Origin of the sequence: Xanthomonas sp. DAR 34887, from assembly GCF_041245805.1 — a bacterium.
GTDB classification, from domain to species: domain Bacteria; phylum Pseudomonadota; class Gammaproteobacteria; order Xanthomonadales; family Xanthomonadaceae; genus Xanthomonas_A; species Xanthomonas_A tesorieronis.
On sequence record NZ_CP162490.1, the window covers coordinates 3,681,585 to 3,703,660 of the forward strand.

Consider the following 22,076-nt stretch of genomic DNA (forward strand, 5'->3'; position numbering starts at 1 on the left):
CGCCCGCCGGAACGCCACCATGGACACGCGCTCGCCCCGATTCGATCCCACCCGCAGGCACTTGCTGGCGGCCGCAGGCGCGCTGCCGCTGTCCGCCGCGCTGTCCTGCCTCGCCGCCGCCACCAATGCCACCACCGCCGCCGCATCCACGCCCGCACGCGGCCTGCAAGGACTCGACCAGGCCTTCGAGATCGCTGGCTGCTATCTCAACGGCGCCTACATGCATCCGGTCAGCCGCGCGGCGGCGCAGGCGCAACGCGGCTTCCTCGATGCGCGGCTGATGAACGCCGGCGCCGACAAGGTCGACATGGGCGGCGACCGCGAGCGCGCGATGGCCGCGCTGGGCCGGCTGCTGCACGCCGACCGCGACGAACTGGCGTGGATTCCCAGCACCATGTTCGGCGAGAACCTGGTGTTGAACGGCCTCGGCATCCCGCACAGCCGCCAGCGCGTGGTCACCGACGCCTACCACTTCAACGGCTCGCTGTTCATGTACATGGAACTGGCCAAGCGCGGCCTCGACGTGCAGGTGGTGCGCCCGCACGACAACCGCATCCGCCTGGAGGATCTGGACAAGGCGATCACCCCGGGCACGCGCCTGGTCGCGCTGACCCTGGTGTCCAGCGTCAACGGCTTCCAGCACGACCTCAAGGCGGTCTGCGACCTCGCCCACAGCCGCGGCGCGCTGGTCTACGCCGACCTGATCCAGGCCGCCGGCAACACCTCGATCGACCTGCACGGCAGCGGCGTGGATTTCGCCGCCAGCTCCACCTACAAGTGGCTGATGGGCGACTTCGGCCTGGGCGTGATGTACGCGCGTCGCGCCAGCCAGGACGCCTTGCGGCAGATCGTCTGGGGCTACCGCCAGGAAGGCGATACCGTCTCGCACATCCTGCCGTTCGACCCGCCCGGCGAGCCGCCGCTGCAGACGCAGGCGATCGGCGGCCTGGCCGGCAAAATCGAGGTCGGCACGCTCAACAACTCCGCTGCGGCCGCGCTGGCGACCTCGCTGGAACTGATCGAGCGCATCGGCGTGGAAACCATTCGCCAATGGCGGCAACCGCTGCTGGCGCGCCTACACGAGGCGATCCCGCGGCTGGGCTTCGACGCGATGACGCCGCCGGATTCCAGCTCCGCGCTGGTGTCCTTCGCCCAGCGCGACGTGGGCAAGCGGCTCGCACCGAAGCTGAAGGCCGCCGGCGTCGACGTCACCCTGTACCGCAACTATTTCCGCGTCTCGCCGTCGTTCTACAACGGCAGCGACGATGTCGAGCGCCTGATCGAGGCCCTGTCATGACGCGACTCCCGTTGCTGCTGTGCGCGCTGCTGCCGTGGACCGCCCAGGCCGCGCCGGCATCGCTGCAGCACTATGGCGCCGCGCCCGGCGCGCCGTTCTCGGCCGCGGTGCGTGCCGGCGACACGCTCTACGTGTCCGGCCAGATCGGCAGCGCCGCGCAGGGCGGCTTGCCCGAGGATTTCGCGGCCCAGGCCAACTACGCGCTGGACAACGTCGCCAGCGCCCTGACCCTGGCCGGCGCCGGCATGGACGACATCGCCAAGTGCACGGTGATGTTGACCGACATGAGCCAATGGCCCGCGTTCAACGCCCTGTACGTACGCCGTTTCAAACCCGGCCACCTACCCGCACGCAGCGCCATCGGCGCCAAGGCGCTGGCGCTGGGCGCCAAGGTGGAAATCGAATGCATCGCCTACCTGCCCCAGGCCACACCATGACCGCATGCATCTCCCGCTGGCTCCCTCTCGCCCTGTTGCTGCTGCCGGCCTGCGCCGCGCTCGCCGCCGAGCCGCCCAACGCTCCCGTACCGCTGGATGTGGTGCTGACGCCCAAGGCCAACGCCGGCCAGATCGGCGCGCTGCAGGTGCACCTGCACCTGCCGGCGCCCAAGGTCGCCGCCGGCGCGCCGCTGCTGCGCATGCCGGTGGAACTGGTGTCCACGCCCACGGCTGCCTACAGCGCCGAGCAGATCCAGGTGCGCGACGCGCGCGGCGCCCTGCCGCTGCGCGCCAGCGACGAAGCGCCGGACCCGTCCGGCAAGTACCGCAACTACCTGGCCACCCGCGCCAGCGTCGGCGATGTCGATGTCGACTACGCCACGCCGCCGCGCGCGGTCGATGCCGACACCCGCAACGGCCCGCTGTTCGACCTGCGCGCGCAGGACGGCGGCCTGATGGGCGCCGGCGTCTACTTCATGGCCTTGCCACCGGGCGAAGCCCCGCGCCAGATCCACCTGCGCTGGGACCTGAGCGCGCTGCCGGCCGGCGCGCGCGGCGTGTGGAGCGTCGGCGAAGGCGAGCAGCGCACCACCGCGCCGACCGACCTGCTGCGCTTCTCCTACTACGCCGTCGGCAAGATGCAGCGGCTGCCGGCAAACGACGACGACGTCTTCCACTTCTACTGGATGGACACCCCGCCGTTCGACGCGCCGCTACTGGCCCAACAGACCGGCCAGCTGTACCGCTACATGGCGCGCTTCTTCGGCGACGACGGCTCGGCCTATCGCGCCTTCGCCCGCCGCAATCCATACCCGGCCGGCGGCGGCACCGGCCTGGCGCACTCCTTCATGTTCGGCTACGGGCCGCAGGGCCAGACCATCGCCGAAGGCCCGCAAGCACTGCTGGCGCACGAGATGGCGCACACCTGGCCCAAGCTCGACGGCGAAGAACACGCGCTCACCGCCTGGTACACCGAAGGCACCGCCGAGTTCTACTCGCTGCTGCTGTCGCTGCGCGCCGGCGTGTTCGGCCAGGACGCCTTCCTGCAAGCGATCAACCACCGCGCCGACGGCTACTACGACAACCCGTTCCGCGCCCTGGACAACCGCGCCGCCGGCGAACGCTTCTGGAAGGACGCGCGCGCCCAGCGCGTGCCGTACGGCCGCGGCTTCATGTACCTGGTGAGCGTCGATGCGCAGCTGCGCCAGCATGGCAAGCAAGCGCATTCGGTGGACGACCTTGTGCTGGAAGTGCTGAAGCGCCAACGCGCCGGCGAAACCGTCGGCGTGCCCGAATGGCGCGCGATGGTGGTGCGCGAACTCGGCGCCGGTGCCGGCAGCGACTTCGACGCGATGGTCGCCGGCAAACTGATCGTGCCGGCCGCGCCGGCGTTCGGCTGCTACCGCGTCGTATCGGCGCCGCACCAGCCGTTCGAACTCGGCTTCGATCGCATGCGCATGGGCGTGGTCAAGAACCTGCTGCCCGACTCTGCCGCCGCCCGTGCCGGCGTGCAGGAAAACGACCGCATCGTTGACTACACCCCGCTGGAACGGGCGATGGCCGACGAACACACGCGCATGCAACTGAAACTGGAGCGCGACGGCAAACCGCTGCAGGTGGACTACCTGCCGCGCAGCGCGCGCGTGGACGCCTGGCGCTTCGCCGTCGATCCGGCGCTGGCCGCCCGCTGTTCGCCCTGATTCCCACCTGCCGCGACCCTTGCCGATGAAAATGCCACGCCAACGCTGCCTGTTCCTTGCCCTCGCCGCGGCCGCGTCTCCGGCCCTGGCCGCGACCGATGCGCCGTACGCGATCACCATCCACGCGCAGGCCAGTACCACCGATGGCAGGATCGAGGCGCTGCTGGTGGACGAAGCGATCCCGCTGCCGGCCACCCCGGCCGGCACCACCGTGCTGGCGATGCCGCACGTGACCAGCAACGTGCCCACCATCGCCGCCAGCGTCGGCGAACTGCCCGCGCGCGACGACGGCGGCGCCGTGCAACTGCGCTATCGCGACCACAGCGAAGGCCCGGCCCGGAAGCGCGAGTGGTACGCCGACCGCGCTGTCGCCGGCACCCTGCGCTTTTCCTACCGCGCGGCGATGACGGAAGCCCTGGCCGCGCGCGGCGCTGCGCCGCCGATCGAACTGCGCAGCGAGGAAGCCGCCTTCTCCGGCGCCGGCGCCACCTTCCTGCTGCATCCGCCCAGCGGCCGGCACGACATCGCGCTGCACTGGGACCTGAGCGCGCTGGGCGCGAGTGCGCAGGCCGTGAGCAGCCTGCAGGACCGCAACGCCCACGACGTGGACATGGAAGCGCTGGACAGCAGCTACTTCATGGCCGGCAAGATCGGCCTCTACCCGCAGGCGCCCGACGCCACCGGCTTCTTTTCCGCCTGGCAGGGCACCACCCCGTTCGACGCGGCAAAACTGCTGGCGTGGACCCAACACTTGCGCCAGCACTACCAGGCCTTCTTCGCCGTACCGGCCACGCCCTACGGCGTCTTCCTGCGCCGCAACCGGGTCAATCCCGGCGGCGGCATGGGCATGTACAACTCCTTCATCGTCACCTACGACGACGACCGCGGCAACGATCCGGAACAACTGGAACTGACCCTCGCCCACGAGATGTTCCACACCTTCCAGCCGCACATGAACTCCCAGTACGACGGCGAAAGCCTCAACGAAGCCTGGTTCAACGAAGGCATGGCGGTGTTCTACCAGGCGCGCCTGCCGTTCCGCTACGGCATGATCGATGCCGACGCGTTCCTGAAGGATCTGAACTTCACCGCCGCGCGCTACTACACCAACCTACTCGGCAACGCCCCCAACCGCGATGTGGCCGCGAAGTTCTGGCAGGACACCCGCATCCGCACTCTGCCCTACGACCGCGGCTTCCTGTACTTCGTCACCGTGGACGACGCGATGCGCAAGGCCAGCGGCGGCCGCAAGTCGCTGGACGATCTGATGCTGGACATGCTGCATCGGCAGCAACGCAACAAACAGCTCGGCATCGCCGACTGGGAAGCGGTGCTGCGCGACGCCCTTGGCGAAGACGCGGTCCGCCAGCTGCACGCCATGCTCGACGGCGCCGCACCACTACCGGCCAGCGACGCCTTCGGCCCCTGCTTCGAACGCGTCTCGCAACCGATGCGCCGCTACGAACTCGGCTTCGCCCCCGCGGTGCTGACCGAATCCCCACGCATCGTCCGCGACCTGATCCCCGGTTCGGCCGCGGCCAAGGCGGGCGTGCAAAATGGCGACGAGATCATCCGCCCGGTCGGCCAGGACCAGTTGCAGGGCGAACAGGACGGCATCCTCACTTTGCAGTTGAAGCGCGACGGCAAGCCGTTGACGGTCTCATACAAGCCGCGTGGTGAGACCGTGGCAACGTGGCAATGGAGGCGCAAGCAGGGCGTTGCGGAGCCCACGTGCTCGCTGCCTGCCACCACCCAGGCGCAATGATCAATAGACGGTGGAACCGGAGCACATCTCTGCCTAGACTGCCGCCATAGGGCATGAAGATGGAATTTCCATGACAGTCGGAACCTACACGAAACGAACAGTCGGTGCACTTGCACGCCTGACTGTCGCGATGTGTTCTGGGTTGGTCGCGTGCGCGACCCACCAATCCAAGATTGTGGAGGAGCTCTCCAACCGCAGCCGAATTCCCCAAACAGAACTGCAGCAGCTACTGAGCGACTGTGATCGAACACAGCTCAGCATGAACATCTGCGCTTTTCGAAATTTCGTTGCGTCAGACCTCGACCTCGAGGCTGCAGTCAAGGCGAAGCGGGAATCCCTGCCGCACTGCCGAGCCAAGATAGATAGTGCTCAAGCCGCTTGGGAAGCGGAGCTTGAAAAAGCATGCAACGAAGAAACGGAGGCAGAAGAAGGGGGCTCGATGCGCCCCATGCTTATCAGCGCTTGCAAAACTTCAGCCACCAGAGCACGAATAGCATTTGTGAAAAAGATGAAATCGTGCCCCCGAGGGTAATAAAGCAAATACTAGCCCTAACACTGATATAGATACCAGGTCGTCGGCACCCTAACCACCGCAAATTGCAGAGAGAAGGCGCTGTCAGCAACCTCGGCGAAGACGCGGCCCGCCAACTGCACTCCATGCTCGACGGCGCACCGCTGGTAGCACATCGCGTCCGGGCGGATCGTCTCCCGGACTAAGCTCGAAAGCGCAAGAAGCACGGCCTTCGGCCGCCATCGCTGGAAGCTCTCAAGGCCGAACGTATCCAGACCTCGCAGGGCTGGCGACTCGCGCCGCGGTTAGTGCTGAGCGAGGGGCCGCGGTGGATTTTTCCGTGAGCTAGTGGATCACAGTGTCGCCGTGTATCAACTCTAGCGCCATCTTCGCGAACTGTTTCAACTCCACATCCGTCACAGCGGGAGTCGGCTGCATGTCGTCATGATGGAACCTTGTGGAGAAATCATTGAGGGATCGCATCTTTTCTAATGCTACTTTCGCCAGCGCGAGTGGCGAATCATCCGGAGCCTTCTCAATGTCCCCGATGATCTGCCCAAGATTCGCCTCTTTGCGCAGAAGGGGTGCCGGAAACCTCCGTTTGAAGAACCCCTCAACAAGCGGGCGCAGGTCATCCGCAACTTCGTCCAGCCTTCCTTGATAGGTGCCTTCCAAGTAGGCGATCACCTTTCCATACCGCTGGATGTAGGGCTCCTGGCAGAGATAGTCGAGATCGCACGAATCAATGATTGAATAATCATTCGCCGCTCGCCGAATCTCATGCACGATTGCCTGTATTTTGTACCTTGGGCCGGCGAGCATGTCCCGTTGAGCCAACAGGAAATAAGCATCATGAGAAAGGACGACAACTTGAGCGCCAGCCGCAGCCAAATCAGCGATAGCTTGGATCGTTCGAGTCCGCCTATTTGAATCCATGCTACAGACCGGATCATCGAGAACTACAACTTTCCCACCGATCTGACCACCGAGTGCCATAAGTCGAGCGAAGAAGAATGCAAGTGCCAGAGTTCGCTTGTCCCCCTCGCTTAGAATACCCCTGAAACTCTGGTGCATTTCTTCTCGCGACCCTAGCCCCACAGAGTGACCGCGAAGTTTCAGACCGTACTCCGTTCGCACCGTCCCGCCACGTGCGCTCGTCGTGAACTTCTCAACCGAGAATGACGCGCTGAACTTCTGAAGAAACGCGTTAATGTGCACCTCATACTGGCCCAGAATTGCCGGGAGAAGTCCATCCAGCTTCTCCTTCACCTCCGTCTTTTTGGTAGTCAGCTCGTCTTTCTTGGCTTTGGCCGACATGTATTCCGTTATCGCTTCCTCAGCCTGCGGCGCGCGCTTTGCAATCACCGCCTCAAGACGAGAGATTGAAGCGGTAATGGCCGCCGCAGATTCAGCCCCCAAGTCGCGATTGAACGTAGTGATGCGCCCGGAAATATCCTTCACGGAGGAGTTGTGCATTTCCACCCGCCCTCGAATCTCGCCGAGCAATTGCGAAATCGCGGCCTTTTGCTGCGTCGCTGTTTCTGTAGCGCGAGTTCACCAGCCAACTCCCGGACGCTAGAAAGCGTCCGCTGGACCTGTTCTAGATCAAGCAATGGAGGTTGTATGTCGAGCTGATCGTTCCATGCTTTCACGCGAGCCTCGTTCACGTCGAGCGCGGCTTTGTATGCGTAGATCTTTGCGTCAGAGAAGCGCGTTTCCACCCCGCGCCTGAGAACGGCAACTTTAGCCATGAAATCGTCATAGGCCGTGTTGAAATATCCGTCATACGCTTCAATTAGCTCAGCACCTTCCAAGCTTTGCCCGCAGTACGGGCAACCATGCTCTAGTCCAAACTCCCGCCCCTTCGTCACCCATTCTTCGATTCCGGGCGGAGCCTCGTACAGCTGAAAATGCCTTTGGACAAGCGTCTTGGCATCTTCGCGGATGCCTTGAAACGTAGAACTGAGGATATTGAAGAATGCGTCAATATCGAACTCAATTAGGGGGAGAGCGTCTGGTCCTTGTCGCTGAAGGAAAGCCGCTGCGTTCTTCGCCGCTTCCAGCCGGCTACGTAGCGCGGCTATCTTGGCATCAGCATCCGGTACATCTTGCAATGCGATGAACTGGTCAACCGGCATCTGCTTGCCTAATGCAAGTAGCCGCCTACTTGCGTCGGTCATCGCACGTGTTTGGTCGGCAATCAGCGACGTCAGCTCGTGATGTTCCTTTTCGAGCTTTACTGACTCTGTGCCTAGGGCGAATTTCAAGAGGGATTGCCGTTGATCCGCTCGGACCTCCTGCCCCGAGAATACGTTATCCTCAACAAAAGTCGGATCGAATACAAAGATTTCGGGCGCTGTGCCCGACCATGCCCCGTCCTTGAGGACCACCGGCACATTGCCGCCCCCTACGTCGCAAAGCAGATTGACGTGTGGCGCATCGGGCGAGTCGATTGTCTTTCCGCCTACCACTGCTTGCACGTCGCCTTGCGCAACTGCGCGCAAGATATTGGCTAATGTTGATTTGCCGCGCCCGTTCTCGGCATATATCAAAGTAACAGCATCGAAGTTGGCCGGTGTGGTAGGCACACCGTCCCGTAGCAGACCGACATTGCTAATCTTGACGAACTTCCTAAGCATTGCGCGCCCCCTGCGCCTTCCATGAGGCATGATGTACCGCCGTAGCCGGGACGCCAAGGCTTGAAAGCAAAAAGGCCGCCCCTTTCGGAGCGGCCTTCTATTACAGCATGGTGCCGGAAATAGGAATCGAACCTACGACCTACGCATTACGAATGCGCCGCTCTACCAACTGAGCTATTCCGGCTGAACCGCCAATTCTAGGGGGGCGCCGGCCGCCGGTCAATTGACCAGGCGCAGGCGCAGTTCCTTGGGCAGGGCGAACACCATCGACTCCGGTTCGCCGGGCAGTTCGCCGACGCCGTCGGCGCCCAGTTCGCGCAGCCGCGCGATGACCCCGTCCACCAGCACCTGCGGCGCGGAGGCGCCGGCGGTCAGGCCGATGCGGCGCTTGCCGGCGACCCAGGCCGGGTCGATCTCGTCGGCGCCGTCGATCAGGTAGGACTCCACCCCGTCGCGCCGCGCCAGCTCGCTGAGCCGGTTGGAGTTGGAGCTGTTCGGCGAGCCGACCACCAGCACCAAGTCGCACTGTCTGGCCAGGTCGCGCACCGCGTCCTGGCGGTTCTGGGTGGCGTAGCAGATGTCGTCGTTCTTCGGCCCCTGCATCGCCGGGTAGCGCTCGCGCAGCGCGTCGATGATGCCGCGGGTGTCGTCCACCGACAGCGTGGTCTGGGTGGTGTAGGCCAGGTTCTGCGGCTGCTGGATCTCCAGCGTGGCGACCTGCTCGATGTCCTCGACCAGGTAGATGCGCCCGGCACCGCGTTCGCGGTTCCACTGGCCCATCGTGCCCTCCACTTCCGGGTGGCCGGCGTGGCCGATCAGCACCACGTCGCGGCCGGCGCGGCAGTGCCGAGCCACTTCGAAATGCACCTTGGTCACCAGCGGGCAGGTCGCGTCGAACACCTTCAGCCCGCGCCGCTCGGCCTCCTGGCGCACCGCCTGGGATACGCCGTGGGCGCTGAAGATGACCGTGTTGCCGTCGGGCACTTCGTCCAGTTCCTCGACGAAGATCGCGCCGCGCTGCTTCAGGTCGTCGACCACGAAGCGGTTGTGCACCACCTCGTGGCGCACGTAGATCGGCGCGCCCAGGGTCTCGATGGCGCGCTTGACGATCTCGATCGCACGGTCGACGCCGGCGCAGAAACCACGGGGATTGGCGAGCAGGACGTCCATGGCCCAATTATCCCGCTTTTCGCTTCGGCTTGCCGTCGAACACGCCGAACAGGGCGATGCCCACGGCGCCGGCGACGATCGCCGAGTCGGCGATGTTGAACGAGGGCCAGTAGTGGTCGCCCACGTACCACTGGATGAAATCGACCACGTGGCCGTGCATCAGCCGGTCGATCACGTTGCCGATCGCGCCGCCGATCACCAGGGCGTAGGGCATGGCGCTGCGCCAGTCGCCGCGCGGAGTGCGCGCCAGCCACCAGGCCAGCAGGCCGCTGATGCCCACCGCCAGCGCGGTGAACAGCCACAGCTGCCAACCGCCGGCCTGGCTCAGGAAGCTGAACGCGGCACCGGTGTTGTAGGTGCGGTACCAGTTCCAGAAGCCGTGGATCACCGGCACCGCGGTGAACTCGGGCAGGCTGGACAGCACCCAGGCCTTGCTCCACTGGTCCAGGCCGATCACCAGCGCCGACAGCAGCAGCCAGATCAGCGCGGAGGGTTTGGGTCGTACGGTCATGCGCGGGGTCCGCCTCGGGCGAAGGGTGGATGCAACGGAAATCTACGCGGGGACGCCGGCGGCGACGCCGAACGCGTCGCCGCCGCAGCCCGTGCCGCGCAGGGGCGGATCAGAACCAGTGGCGCTCCTCGCCCGGGCCATCGACGTTGCCGGCGCAGCGGCCGCACAGGTCCGGATGCGCCGGATTCACGCCCACGTCGGCGCGATGGTGCCAGCAGCGCACGCACTTCTGCTTGCTGGTGGCCTGCGCGCTGACGAAGATCTCGTCGGTGCTGGCCTCGCGCACCACCACGTCGCCGCTGATGAACAGGAAGCGCAGCTCCTCCTGCAGCGGCTGCAGCTTGGCGGCCGTGGCGGCGTCGGCGGCGACGGTGATCTCCGCCTCCAACGCCGCGCCGATCACGCCGTTGCCGCGCATCGGCTCCAGCACCTTGGCCACCTGCTCGCGCAGCGCCAGCAGCTGATCGAAATCGGCCGCGCTCAGCGGCGCATCCTCCGGCAGCGGCGCCAGGCCTTCGTACCAGGTCGCGAACAGCACGTTGCCGACGTGCGCGCCGGGCAGGTAACCCCACAGTTCGTCGGCGGTGAAGCTCAGGATCGGCGCGATCCAGCGCACGAACGCTTCGGCGACATGGAACATCGCGCTTTGCGCCGAACGCCGGCCATGCGAGTCCTCCGGCATCGTGTACAGCCGGTCCTTGGTCACGTCCAGGTACAGCGAGCCCAGGTCCACGCTGCAGAAGTTCAGCAGCGCCTGCACGATCGCGGCGAAGTCGTAGCGCGCGTAGGCGACCTTGATCTGCTCCTGCACCTCGTAGGCGCGGTGCACGATCCAACGGTCCAGCGCCACCAGTTCCGGCAGGGTGCGCAGATGCATGGCCGGATTGAAGCCGTGCAGGTTGCCGAGCAGGAAGCGCGCGGTGTTGCGCAGGCGCCGGTAGGCGTCGGAATTGCGCTTGAGGATCTCCTGCGACAGCGACATCTCGTTGCTGTAGTCGCTGGAGGCGATCCACAGGCGCAGGATGTCCGCGCCCAGGGTCTTCATGATGTCCTGCGGTTCGATGCCGTTGCCCAGCGACTTGGACATCTTGCGGCCGTGCTCGTCCACGGTGAAGCCGTGGGTCAGGCACTGCCGGTACGGCGCCGCCTGGTCCAGCGCCACGCCGGTCAGCAGCGAGGACTGGAACCAGCCGCGATGCTGGTCCGAACCTTCCAGGTACAGGTCGGCCGGCTTGGGAATGCCGCGCTCGGCCAGCACCGCCTCGTGGGTCACGCCCGAATCGAACCAAACGTCGAGGATGTCGGTGATCTTGTCGTAATCGCCCGCCTCGTCGCCGAGCAGGTCGGCGGCGTCGAGCGTGTACCACACGTCCACCCCGCCCTCCTCGACGCGGTCGGCCACCTGGCGCATCAGCTCGGTGCTGCGCGGATGCGGCTCGCCGGTCTCGCGATGCACGAACAGCGCGATCGGCACGCCCCAGGTGCGCTGCCGCGAGATGGTCCAGTCCGGACGCCCGGCGACCATGCCGGCGATGCGCGCCTGGCCCCAGGACGGATACCAGTGCACGCCCTCGATCGCCTTCAGCGCGTCGGCGCGCAGGTGGGCCTGCTCCATCGAGATGAACCACTGCGGCGTGGCGCGGAACGCGATCGGGGTCTTGTGCCGCCAGCAGTGCGGGTAGCTGTGGACCATGCTCGCGTGCGCCAGCAGCGCGCCGCGCGCGGCGAGCACCTCGGCGATGGTGTCGTTGGCCTTCCAGATGTGCAGCCCGGCCAGCGCCACGCCGTCGGCCGGCGGGGTCGAGGGCAGGTACACGCCGCGGCCGTCGATCGGGTTGATCTGCGCGGCGGTGTAGCGTTCGATCAGGCCGTACTGCCTGGCCGCCACATAGTCTTCCTGGCCGTGCCCGGGCGCGGTATGCACCGCACCGGTGCCGTCCTCGTCGGAGACGTGGTCGCCCAGGATCAGCGGGATGTCGCGCTCGTCGTAGAACGGATGCGCCAGCACCTGGTTCTCCAGGGCCGCGCCGGCGGCGCGGCCGTGCACCACCACCTCGGTCACGCCGTAGCGCTGCAGCGCGCGCTCGGCGAGCGCATCGGCCAGCACCAGCCAGCGCCGGCGGCCGGCGTGGTCCGGGCCTTCGACCAGGGCGTAGCGCAGGTCCGGCCCCAGCGACACCGCCAGCGACGCCGGCAGCGTCCACGGCGTGGTGGTCCAGATCGGCACCGCGACTTCGACACCGTCCGGCAGCGCGACGCCGAACGCGGCCGCCAGCGCCGCGCCGTCGCGCGCGGTGTAGGCCACGTCCACGGTCGGCGACTGCTTGTCGGCGTACTCGATCTCCGCCTCGGCCAGCGCCGAGCCGCAGTCGAAGCACCAGTGCACCGGCTTCACGCCGCGGGTCAGATGGCCGTTGTCGACGATCCGGGCCAGCGCGCGCATCTCGTTGGCCTCGAAATGGAAGTCCAGCGTGCGGTACGGGTTGTCCCAATCGCCGATCACGCCCAGGCGCTTGAAATCGCGGCGCTGGATGTCGATCTGCTCGTTGGCGTACTCGCGGCACTTCTGCCGGAACTGCGCCGCATCCAGCTTGACCCCGACCTTGCCGAACTTCTTCTCGATCGCGATCTCGATCGGCAGGCCATGGCAGTCCCAGCCCGGGATGTACGGCGCGTCGAAGCCGGCCAGGTACTTGGACTTGACGATGATGTCCTTGAGGATCTTGTTGACCGCGTGGCCGAGGTGGATCGCGCCGTTGGCGTACGGCGGGCCGTCGTGCAGCACGAACAGCGGCCGGCCCTGGGCGTTGTCGCGCAGGCGCGCGTACAGCCCCTCGCTCTCCCAGCGGGCCAGCGTGTCCGGCTCGCGCTTGGGCAGATCGCCGCGCATCGGGAAGTCCGTCGCCGGCAGATTGAGGGTGGCTTTGTAGTCCTGGGTCACGGGGATTTACCGGTCGGTGGTCTTCATGGGGGTGTCCGCGCGCGAAGGCGCGGGCGGGTGCGCGCGGTGCGCGCCATCGTCGTCAGCGCGCGACGTCGCAGGCGCCTGCGCGGAGGCGAGCAGGCGGCGCGCCAGGGCGGCGTCGCGGTGCATCTGTTCGGTCAGCGCCGTCAGATCGGAGAACTTTTCTTCGTCGCGCAACTTGGCGACGAATTCCACGGCGATGTGGCGCCCGTACAGGTCGCCGTGGAAATCGAACAGGTGCGCTTCCAGCAGCGGCTCCACGCCCTGCACCGTCGGCCGCGTGCCGAAGCTGGACACCGACGGCCACGGCCGCTCGGTCACCCCGTGCACCCAGGTCGCGTAGATGCCCGACAGCGCCGGCGTGCGCGGGAAGCGCAGGTTCGCGGTGGGATAGCCGAGGGTGCGTCCGAGCTGCTTGCCGCGCACCACGCGGCCGTCGATCGCGTACGGGCGGCCGAGCAGTTCGGCGGCGTGGGCGAATTCGCCGGCCACCAGCAGTTCGCGGATCCGGGTGCTGGAGATGCGCTCGTCGCGCAGGTGCACCGGCTCGATCTCGCCGGCGGAAAAGCCCAGTTGCGCGCCCATCTCGCGCAGCAGCGCGATGTCGCCGCCGCGCTTGTGGCCGAAGCGGAACGCCGGGCCGATCCACACCTCGCGCGCCTGCAGCCGATCCACCAGGGTGCGCTGCACGAAGTCCTGCGCGCTCATCGACGACAGGCGCCGGTCGAAGCGCAGCAGGCCCACGCTGTCCACGCCGAGCTGCTGCAGGCCTTCGACCTTGGCCCGCGCCAGGGTCAGCCGCGGCGGCGGCGCGGCGGGTGCGAAGAACTCGCGCGGCAGCGGCTCGAAGCTCAACGCCACCGCCGGCACGCCCAACGCGCGGGCACGCGCCAGCGCATGGCGCACCAGCGCACGGTGGCCCAGGTGCAGGCCATCGAAGGCGCCGATGCAGACCACGCTTCCCTGCGGGAACAGAGTCCCGCCCTCGACGTCTCTAAACAGCCTGCTCATTCCTCGGTCCGAAGCGCCGGCGCTGGAGTGCGCCGGCCGATGATGCGTAACCGTCGAGTATAACGGGGTGGCGCAAGACTCGGGACCCGGCGCCAAAGCCTGTAGGAGCGGCTTCAGCCGCGACGGCCTTACCGGTAACGCCCGTCGCGGCTGAAGCCGCTCCTATAAAAGCCAGGAAACCCGGGCGAAAAATCCGGCTCCAGGGTCCCCGACCTACTGCTCGCGCAAATCCCGCGGCCGGAACCCCAACGCCAGCAGCGCCAGCAGGTACACCACCCCGCCGCCACCGACCAGCGCCAACAGGCTGCCGATGCGGTGCCACTTGTCCATCGTGGTGAAGCCGGGCAGCCAGTGCAGGCCCAGCCCCAGCACCGCCACCATCGCCGCACAGGCCACGCCCAGCCGCAGCAGGTAGCCGGCCCAGCCCGGCCGCGGCCGGTAGACCTCGGCACGGCGCAGCCAGCGCCACAGCAGCGACAGGTTGATGTAGCTGGCCACCGCGCTGGCCAGACCCAGCGCCAGGTGCAGGCCCGGCACCGCTGCCAGCGCCGCGCGCACGCCCTGCGCGCGCAGCTCGGCCGGCACCCACAGCTGGTACAGGATCGCCAGGAACACCAGGTTCAGCGCCATGTTCGCGACCAGCGCGACCACGCCGGCGCGCACCGGGGTACGGGTGTCCTGGCGCGAATAGAACGCCGGCAGCAGCACCTTCAGCAGCGCGAACGCAGGCAGGCCGAAACTCAGCCCGAACACCGACATCGCCGCCATGCGCGTATCGAACGCGGTGAACTTGCCGTACTGGAACAGCGTGGCCACCAGCGGCTGGCTCAGCAGCATCAGCCCCAGCATCGCCGGCACCGCGATCAGCAGCGTGGTGCGCAGGCCCCAGTCCAGCGCGTTGGAAAAACCGGCATGGTCGGTCTTGACGTGGTGCCGCGACAGCGCCGGCAGGATCACCGTGCCCAGCGCCACGCCGAACACGCCCAGCGGCAGCTCCAGGAAGCGGTCGGCCTGCGACAGCCAGCTCTGCGAGCCGGCGTACAGGAACGAGGCGATCACCGTGTCCAGCAGCAGGTTGATCTGCGCGATCGAGGAGCCGAACAGGGTCGGCACCATCAGCGTCAGCACCCGGCGCACGTCCGGGTGGCTCCAGCCCCAGCGCGGCAGGGTCAGCAGGTCGATGCCGCGCAGCGCCGGCAGCTGGAACAGCAGCTGCAGCGCGCCGGCGACCAGCACCGCCCAGCCCAGCGCCAGGATCGGCACGTCCAGCTTGGGCGCCAGCCACAGCGCGCCGGCGATCATGCACAGGTTGAGGATCACCGGGGTCAGCGCCGGCAGGCCGAAGCGGTGGAAACTGTTCAAGGCGCCGCCGGCCAGCGCGGTCAGCGACACGAACAGCAGGAACGGGAAGGTCAGCCGCAGCAGGTCCACGATCAGCCCGAACTTGGCCGGGTCGTCGCTGGAGCCGGGATTGAACAGCAGCGCCACCTGCGGGGTGAAGATCAGCCCCAGCGCGGTGACCAGCAGCAGGATGCCGCCCAGCGTGCCGGACACCCGCGACATCAGCGCGCGCAGGTCGGCGTGCGGCCGGGTCTCCTTGACCTCGGTGAACACCGGCACGAAGGCGGTGGCGAACGAGCCTTCCGCGAACAGCCGGCGCAGGAAGTTGGGAATGCGGAACGCGACCCAGAATGCGTCGGTGGTCGCGTTGGCGCCGAACGAAATGGTGATAGCCTGATCGCGTACCAGCCCCAGCACGCGCGAGACCATGGTCATGCTGCTGAACGAGAGCAGCCCGCGGAGCATGCGCGGCGCGCTCATGCGGCGACCCTCTTGACAATTGGCTTGACGCAGTTGTTTAGAACCTTCATACTCTCCCGCTTGTTTTTATCCACCACACAGCTTTCCAGGAAACCACCACCGTGGCCAATATCAAGTCCGCCAAGAAGCGCGCCAAGCAGACCGTCGTGCGCAATGCGCGCAACACGGCTCAGCGTTCGATGCTGCGCACCGCCGTCAAGAAGGTCATCAAGGCCCTGGACGCCAACGACGCCGCCGGCGCCGAAGCCGCTTTCGCCGTTGCCCAGCCGATCCTCGACCGTTTCAGCTCGCGCGGTCTGATCCACAAGAACAAGGCTGCCCGCCACAAGAGCCGCCTGACCGCCCGCATCAAGGCGATCAAGAACGCCGCCTAATCGGCCGCGGTTGTTGCCGGAAGCGCCAGCGCTTCCGGCACTACGAAAAAGCCCGGCCTCGGCCGGGTTTTTCGTGTGCGTGCGATCCATCGGCGACAACCGCGACAATCGCGCGCCAGGCCGGCCGCCGCGCTCAGAGCGCATCGGCGGCAGGCGCATTGGCGGCCGCTTCCAGCGCATCCTCGCGCTGGCGGTCGAAGAACGCCATCACGTCCTTCATGATCGGCCAGGTGCCCTCGCGGCCCAGCGCCGAGACCAGATACCACGGCTGGGTCCAGCCGAGTTCGGCGACGACCTGTTCGGCCAGGGTGCGCGCCTCGTCCTCGAACAGCAGGTCGGCCTTGTTCAGCACCAGCCAGCGCGGCTTGGCCAGCAGCTCGGCGTCATGCTTTTCCAGCTCGCGCTCGATCGCACGCACCTGCTCGACCGGCGACACGCCGTCCACGCCACCTTCCATCGGCGCCAGGTCCACCAGGTGCAGCAGCAGACGCGTGCGCTGCAGATGGCGCAGGAACTGCGCGCCCAGGCCGGCACCGTCGGCCGCGCCCTCGATCAGGCCCGGAATGTCGGCGATCACGAAGCTGCGGTAGGCCTCGACGCTGACCACGCCCAGGTTCGGATACAGCGTGGTGAACGGATAGTCGGCGACCTTCGGCGTGGCCGCGGACACCGCACGGATGAAGGTGCTCTTGCCGGCATTCGGGAAGCCGAGCAGGCCGACGTCGGCGAGCAGCTTCAGCTCCAGCTTCAGCGTGCGCTCCTCGCCCTCTTCGCCCGGCGTCGCCTTGCGCGGCGCGCGCGTCACCGAACTCTTGAAATGCATGTTGCCCAGGCCGCCCTTGCCGCCCTGCGCGACCAGCAGCCTGTCCCCGTGCGCGACCAGGTCGCCGATGGTCTCGTCGGTATCGACGTTGATGACCACGGTGCCGACCGGCACGGTGATGACCAGGTCTTCGCCGGCCTTGCCGTACATTTGCCGGCCCATGCCGTTCTCGCCGCGCTGCGCGCGGAACGCGCGCTGGTGGCGGAAATCGACCAGGGTATTGAGGTTCTCGTCGGCGACCAGCCACACGCTGCCGCCGTTGCCGCCATCGCCACCGTCCGGCCCGCCCAGCGGAATGAACTTCTCGCGGCGGAAGCCGATGCAGCCGTTGCCGCCCTTGCCGGCACTGACCTGAATTTCTGCTTCGTCTACCAACTTCATGGGATTTGGGATTCGCGATTCGGGATTGGAAAAACCACCGGATGCCGCAGTTTAGCGGCCCCGGCAAAGAACGGAGGCAACGAATCGGGAACCCAGCGGAATCCGCCGTTGCGAATCCCCAATCCCCAATCCCGACATCCCGGCCACCAAACGAAAAACCCCGCCGAAGCGGGGCTTTCGTCAGCAAGCCCGCGCCGTGGCGCAGGCCCTGGAGGCGAAACGCTTACGCCTCGGCGGTAGCCGCTTCGGCCACCACGCTCACGGTGCGACGCTTCTTGGCGCCCTTCACCGAGAACTCGACCTTGCCGTCGACCAGCGCGAACAAGGTGTGATCGCGACCCAGGCCGACGCCCGAACCCGGGTGGAACTGGGTGCCGCGCTGACGCACGATGATGTTGCCGGCCTCGATGGCCTGGCCGCCGAAGATCTTCACGCCCAGGTATTTCGGGTTGGAGTCGCGGCCGTTGCGCGAGGAACCTACGCCCTTTTTATGTGCCATGACTGCTGCTCCTTACTTCTTGTCGCCACCGGCAATGCCGGTGATCTCGATTTCGGTGTAATGCTGCCGGTGACCCTGACGCTTCATGTGGTGCTTGCGGCGGCGGAACTTGATGATGCGCACCTTGTCGGCACGGCCATGGGCCACGACCTTCGCGGTGACGGTGGCGCCCTTCAGCGCATCACCGAGCTTGATGCCATCGCTGTCGCCCAGCATCAGGATGTTGTCGAACTTGATCTCGTTGCCGGCTTCGACTTCGAGCTTTTCCACGCGGAGCGTTTCGCCCTGCGCGACGCGGTATTGCTTACCGCCGGTTACCAGTACTGCGTACATGACCAGACTTCCTCTGTAGTTATTGTGGTCGCCCCTGCCGTGCCTCGTCGGGCAGACAGGAGCGGAATTGTAGTGGCTTCAGCGGGTTAGGGTCAAGCCCCGGCCCCGGCTCAAATGCAACCCCGGTAACGCGTCACGATTGGCTGAACCGGCAAGCCACGGCAGGCCCCGGATCCTGGCAAATCCGGCAATTGCCCCCACCTGACAAGCTGGGTACGCTGATCGATTGCCGTCCCCTCCCCGCCCCCACGCTGGCCCTGGCTGACGCCCGGCCGGCACAACACGGACTCCTCATGGCGATGGATTTCATCCGCATCCGCGGCGCGCGGACGCACAACCTCAAGAACCTCGACCTCGACCTGCCGCGCGACAAGCTGATCGTGATCACCGGCCTGTCCGGGTCCGGCAAGTCCTCACTGGCGTTCGACACCATCTACGCCGAAGGCCAGCGCCGCTACGTGGAGTCGCTGTCGGCGTATGCGCGGCAGTTCCTCAGCGTGATGGAAAAGCCCGACATCGACCACATCGAAGGCCTGTCGCCGGCGATCGCGATCGAGCAGAAGTCGACCTCGCACAACCCGCGCTCCACGGTCGGCACCATCACCGAAATCTACGACTACCTGCGCCTGCTGTACGCGCGCGTCGGCCAGCCGCGCTGCCCCGACCACGGCTATCCGCTGGAGGCGCAGACAGTCAGCCAGATGGTGGACCACATCCTGAGCCTGGATCCGGAACAGCGCTACATGCTGCTGGCGCCGGTGATCCGCGACCGCAAGGGCGAGCACGCGCAGGTGTTCGAGCAACTGCGCGCGCAGGGCTTCGTGCGCGTGCGGGTGGACGGCGAGCTGTACGAGATCGACGCAGTGCCGGCGCTGGCGCTGCGCCAGAAGCACACCATCGAGGCGGTGATCGACCGCTTCCGCCCGCGCGAGGACATCAAGCAGCGCCTGGCCGAGAGCTTCGAGACCGCGCTGAAGCTGGCCGACGGCATGGTCTCGGTGCAGTCGCTGGACGACACCGCGGCCGCGCCGCACCTGTTTTCCTCCAAGTACAGCTGCCCGGTCTGCGACTACTCGCTGCCGGAGCTGGAACCGCGGCTGTTCTCGTTCAACGCGCCGATGGGCGCCTGCCCGAGCTGCGACGGCCTGGGCGTGGCCGAGTTCTTCGATCCCGAGCGCGTAGTGGTGCATCCGGAGCTGTCGCTGTCGGCCGGCGCGGTGCGCGGCTGGGACCGGCGCAACGCCTATTACTTCCAGCTGATCGCCTCGCTGGCCAGGCACTACAAGTTCGACGTGGACGCGCCGTGGCAGTCGCTGCCGGCGAGCGTGCGCCAGGCGGTGCTGTACGGCAGCGGCGACGAGACCATCAACTTCACCTACTTCACCGATGCCGGCGGCCGCACCCAGCGCAAGCATCGCTTCGAAGGCATCATCCCCAACCTGGAACGCCGCTACCGCGAGACCGAATCGCCGGCGGTGCGCGAGGAACTGGCCAAGTACATCAGCCAGCGGCCGTGCCCGGACTGCAAGGGCGCGCGCCTGAACAAGGCCGCGCGCAACGTGTTCGTCGCCGACCGCCCGCTGCCGGACCTGGTGGTGCTGCCGATCGACGACGCGCTGACGTTCTTCCGCCAGCTCGACCTGCCCGGCTGGCGCGGCGAGATCGCCAGCAAGATCGTCAAGGAGATCGCCGAACGGCTGGGCTTCCTGGTCGACGTCGGCCTGGATTACCTCACCCTCGAGCGCAAGGCCGACACGCTGTCCGGTGGCGAGGCGCAGCGCATCCGCCTGGCCAGCCAGATCGGCGCCGGCCTGGTGGGCGTGATGTACGTGCTCGACGAGCCGTCGATCGGCCTGCACCAACGCGACAACGAGCGCCTGCTCGGCACGCTGACGCGGCTGCGCGACCTGGGCAACACGGTGATCGTGGTCGAACACGACGAGGACGCGATCCGCCTGGCCGACTACGTGCTGGACATCGGCCCGGGCGCCGGCGTGCACGGCGGCGAGATCGTCGGCCAGGGCACGGTGGCGGACCTGCTGAAGGCGCCGCGCTCGCTGACCGGCCAGTACCTGTCCGGCAAGCGCCGCATCGAGATCCCGGCCAAGCGGCACAAGGCCAACCCGAAGATGACCCTGCACCTGCGCGGGGCCACCGGCAACAACCTCAAGAACGTGAACCTGGACATCCCGGCCGGGCTGCTGACCTGCGTCACCGGCGTGTCCGGCTCGGGCAAGTCGACGCTGATCAACGACACCTTGTTCACCCTGGCCGCCAACGAGATCAACGGCGCCTCGCATGCGGTGGCGCCGTACCGCGAGATCGAACATCTGGACCTGTTCGACAAGGTGGTGGATATCGACCAGTCGCCGATCGGCCGCACCCCGCGCTCCAACCCGGCCACCTACACCGGCCTGTTCACGCCGCTGCGCGAACTGTTCGCGCAGGTGCCCGAGGCGCGCGCGCGCGGCTATTCGCCCGGCCGTTTCAGCTTCAACGTGCGCGGCGGCCGCTGCGAGGCGTGCCAGGGCGACGGCCTGATCAAGGTCGAGATGCACTTCCTGCCCGACGTGTACGTGCCCTGCGACGTGTGCCACGGCAAGCGCTACAACCGCGAGACGCTGGAGATTCTGTACAAGGGCTTCAACATCAACGACGTGCTGCAGATGACCGTGGAGGACGCGCTGCGGCTGTTCGAGCCGGTGCCGACCATCGCGCGCAAGCTGGAGACGCTGGTCGATGTCGGCCTGAGCTACATCAAGCTCGGGCAGAGCGCGACCACGCTGTCCGGCGGCGAAGCGCAGCGGGTGAAGCTGTCCAAGGAACTGTCGCGGCGCGATACCGGCCGCACCCTGTACATCCTCGACGAACCGACCACCGGCCTGCACTTCCACGACATCGAGGCGCTGCTCGGCGTGCTGCACAAGCTGCGCGACGAAGGCAACACCGTGGTCGTGATCGAGCACAACCTGGACGTGATCAAGACCGCCGACTGGGTGGTGGATCTTGGTCCGGAGGGCGGCCATCGCGGCGGCACCATCCTCGCCACCGGCACCCCGGAGGAGATCGCCGCGCACCCGGATTCCTACACCGGCCACTTCCTGGCCAAGCTGCTGCCCGCCGGCACGGTGGCCAAGCCGACCAAACCGGCGGCGATGGCCAACAAGCCCGACGCGCTGCCGCCGCGCAAGAGCAAACCCGAGAAGGTCGCCAAGAAGGCGGCCAAGAAGACCACGACCAAGAAGGCCGCACGATGAGCGCATCCCCCACCGAGTCCCCCTCCACCGCGCACAAGCCGCTGGCGCGCGTGCCGATCAGCGTGCGCTGGCGCGACATGGACAGCATGGGCCACGTCAACAACGCCAAGTACATCTCCTACCTGGAAGAGGCGCGCGTGCGCTGGCTGCTGCAGGTGGAAGGCTTCTCGATGCGCAACCGCATCGCTCCGGTGGTCGCCGCGACCAACGTCAACTACCGGCGCCCGATCGTGTGGCCGAACGACATCGTGGTGGAGCTGTTCGTCGAGCGCATGGGCAGCAGCAGCATCACCGTCGGCCACCGCATCGTCGACCAGAAGGACGACAGCGTGCTGCACTCGGACGGCAACGTGGTGGTGGTGTGGATCGACACCGAAACCGGCAAGAGCGCGCCGCTGCCGGACGAAATCCGCGCGGCGTGCAGTTGAGAGGCTGGGATTGGGGATTCGGGATTGGGGATTGGCAAAAGCGGGCCCTGCGCGGGATTGGGCTGGCTAATCCCCAATCCCGCCCCTTGTAGGAGCGGCTTCAGCCGCGACAGACACCGTCCGAAGGGCCAGGCATCGAAACCTGTCGCGGCTG

Annotated in this window: 18 protein-coding genes and 1 tRNA gene; 8 read left to right on the forward strand and 11 right to left on the reverse strand. The window is 66.8% G+C overall.

Annotated elements, in window-relative coordinates; genetic code table 11:
- The first annotated feature begins 19 nt into the window (after positions 1-19).
- The 5 genes from AB3X08_RS15430 (at position 20) to AB3X08_RS15450 (ending at position 5,731) form a co-directional block, all read left to right on the forward strand.
- The gene (locus tag AB3X08_RS15430; RefSeq protein ID WP_369933666.1) at positions 20-1,297 is read left to right on the forward strand and encodes an aminotransferase class V-fold PLP-dependent enzyme; all 1,278 of its coding nucleotides are present in this window, start codon (positions 20-22) and stop codon (positions 1,295-1,297) included.
- Positions 1,294-1,734: a RidA family protein gene (locus tag AB3X08_RS15435; protein ID WP_369933668.1), complete on the forward strand. Its 441-nt coding sequence runs from the start codon at positions 1,294-1,296 to the stop codon at positions 1,732-1,734. The genes AB3X08_RS15430 and AB3X08_RS15435 overlap by 4 nt, the downstream gene beginning before the upstream one ends.
- A complete protein-coding gene (locus AB3X08_RS15440) occupies positions 1,731-3,434 on the forward strand; it encodes a hypothetical protein (protein ID WP_369933670.1) in 1,704 nt (567 codons plus the stop codon). The genes AB3X08_RS15435 and AB3X08_RS15440 overlap by 4 nt, the downstream gene beginning before the upstream one ends.
- Before the next feature lie 25 nt (positions 3,435-3,459).
- Complete coding sequence (locus tag AB3X08_RS15445; RefSeq protein ID WP_369933671.1) at positions 3,460-5,199, forward strand: peptidase M61; 1,740 nt, start codon at positions 3,460-3,462, stop codon at positions 5,197-5,199.
- A gap of 259 nt (positions 5,200-5,458) precedes the next feature.
- Positions 5,459-5,731, forward strand: a complete 273-nt coding sequence (locus AB3X08_RS15450; RefSeq protein WP_369938547.1) for a lysozyme inhibitor LprI family protein — start codon at positions 5,459-5,461, stop codon at positions 5,729-5,731.
- Between the two features lie 324 nt (positions 5,732-6,055).
- Here the strand turns inward: AB3X08_RS15450 and AB3X08_RS15455 are convergent, their stop codons facing one another.
- The 8 genes from AB3X08_RS15455 to murJ all read right to left on the reverse strand — a co-directional run bounded on the left by AB3X08_RS15455 (position 6,056) and on the right by murJ (position 15,812).
- Positions 6,056-7,192, reverse strand: a complete 1,137-nt coding sequence (locus tag AB3X08_RS15455; protein ID WP_420018231.1) for an AAA family ATPase — start codon at positions 7,190-7,192, stop codon at positions 6,056-6,058.
- The gene (locus AB3X08_RS15460; protein ID WP_369933675.1) at positions 7,168-8,349 is read right to left on the reverse strand and encodes an AAA family ATPase; all 1,182 of its coding nucleotides are present in this window, start codon (positions 8,347-8,349) and stop codon (positions 7,168-7,170) included. The genes AB3X08_RS15455 and AB3X08_RS15460 overlap by 25 nt, the downstream gene beginning before the upstream one ends.
- Before the next feature lie 108 nt (positions 8,350-8,457).
- A tRNA-Thr gene (locus tag AB3X08_RS15465) sits at positions 8,458-8,533 on the reverse strand.
- Positions 8,534-8,568: 35 nt separating this feature from the next.
- Complete coding sequence (ispH, locus tag AB3X08_RS15470; protein ID WP_369933677.1) at positions 8,569-9,519, reverse strand: 4-hydroxy-3-methylbut-2-enyl diphosphate reductase; 951 nt, start codon at positions 9,517-9,519, stop codon at positions 8,569-8,571.
- A 7-nt stretch (positions 9,520-9,526) separates the two neighbouring features.
- Positions 9,527-10,030 carry a signal peptidase II gene (lspA, locus tag AB3X08_RS15475; protein ID WP_369933679.1) on the reverse strand — a complete coding sequence of 168 codons (504 nt, stop codon included), beginning with the start codon at positions 10,028-10,030 and terminating at the stop codon, positions 9,527-9,529.
- 109 nt (positions 10,031-10,139) lie between these two features.
- On the reverse strand, positions 10,140-12,971 hold the full coding sequence (ileS, locus tag AB3X08_RS15480; RefSeq protein WP_369933681.1) for an isoleucine--tRNA ligase: 2,832 nt from the start codon (positions 12,969-12,971) through the stop codon (positions 10,140-10,142).
- 6 nt (positions 12,972-12,977) lie between these two features.
- Positions 12,978-14,006: a bifunctional riboflavin kinase/FAD synthetase gene (locus AB3X08_RS15485; protein ID WP_369933683.1), complete on the reverse strand. Its 1,029-nt coding sequence runs from the start codon at positions 14,004-14,006 to the stop codon at positions 12,978-12,980.
- A gap of 213 nt (positions 14,007-14,219) precedes the next feature.
- Entirely contained in the window at positions 14,220-15,812 is a 1,593-nt protein-coding gene (gene murJ, locus AB3X08_RS15490) for a murein biosynthesis integral membrane protein MurJ (protein ID WP_369938548.1), read from the reverse strand.
- 116 nt (positions 15,813-15,928) lie between these two features.
- On the opposite strand from murJ, the gene rpsT reads away from it, so the two are divergent.
- Entirely contained in the window at positions 15,929-16,201 is a 273-nt protein-coding gene (gene rpsT / locus AB3X08_RS15495; RefSeq protein WP_369933685.1) for a 30S ribosomal protein S20, read from the forward strand.
- 133 nt (positions 16,202-16,334) lie between these two features.
- Here rpsT and cgtA read toward each other — a convergent pair whose 3' ends face one another.
- From cgtA to rplU, 3 genes are all read right to left on the reverse strand, one after another.
- Positions 16,335-17,405, reverse strand: coding sequence for an Obg family GTPase CgtA (gene cgtA, locus AB3X08_RS15500; RefSeq protein ID WP_369933687.1), 1,071 nt, complete (start codon positions 17,403-17,405; stop codon positions 16,335-16,337).
- A 223-nt stretch (positions 17,406-17,628) separates the two neighbouring features.
- Entirely contained in the window at positions 17,629-17,904 is a 276-nt protein-coding gene (gene rpmA, locus AB3X08_RS15505; RefSeq protein WP_184411479.1) for a 50S ribosomal protein L27, read from the reverse strand.
- A gap of 12 nt (positions 17,905-17,916) precedes the next feature.
- Complete coding sequence (gene rplU, locus AB3X08_RS15510) at positions 17,917-18,237, reverse strand: 50S ribosomal protein L21 (protein ID WP_145701260.1); 321 nt, start codon at positions 18,235-18,237, stop codon at positions 17,917-17,919.
- Positions 18,238-18,530: 293 nt separating this feature from the next.
- On the opposite strand from rplU, the gene uvrA reads away from it, so the two are divergent.
- On the forward strand, positions 18,531-21,494 hold the full coding sequence (gene uvrA / locus AB3X08_RS15515) for an excinuclease ABC subunit UvrA (RefSeq protein ID WP_369933690.1): 2,964 nt from the start codon (positions 18,531-18,533) through the stop codon (positions 21,492-21,494).
- Complete coding sequence (locus AB3X08_RS15520) at positions 21,491-21,922, forward strand: acyl-CoA thioesterase (protein ID WP_369933692.1); 432 nt, start codon at positions 21,491-21,493, stop codon at positions 21,920-21,922. Before uvrA ends, AB3X08_RS15520 begins: the two co-directional genes overlap by 4 nt.
- Positions 21,923-22,076: the final 154 nt, after the last annotated feature.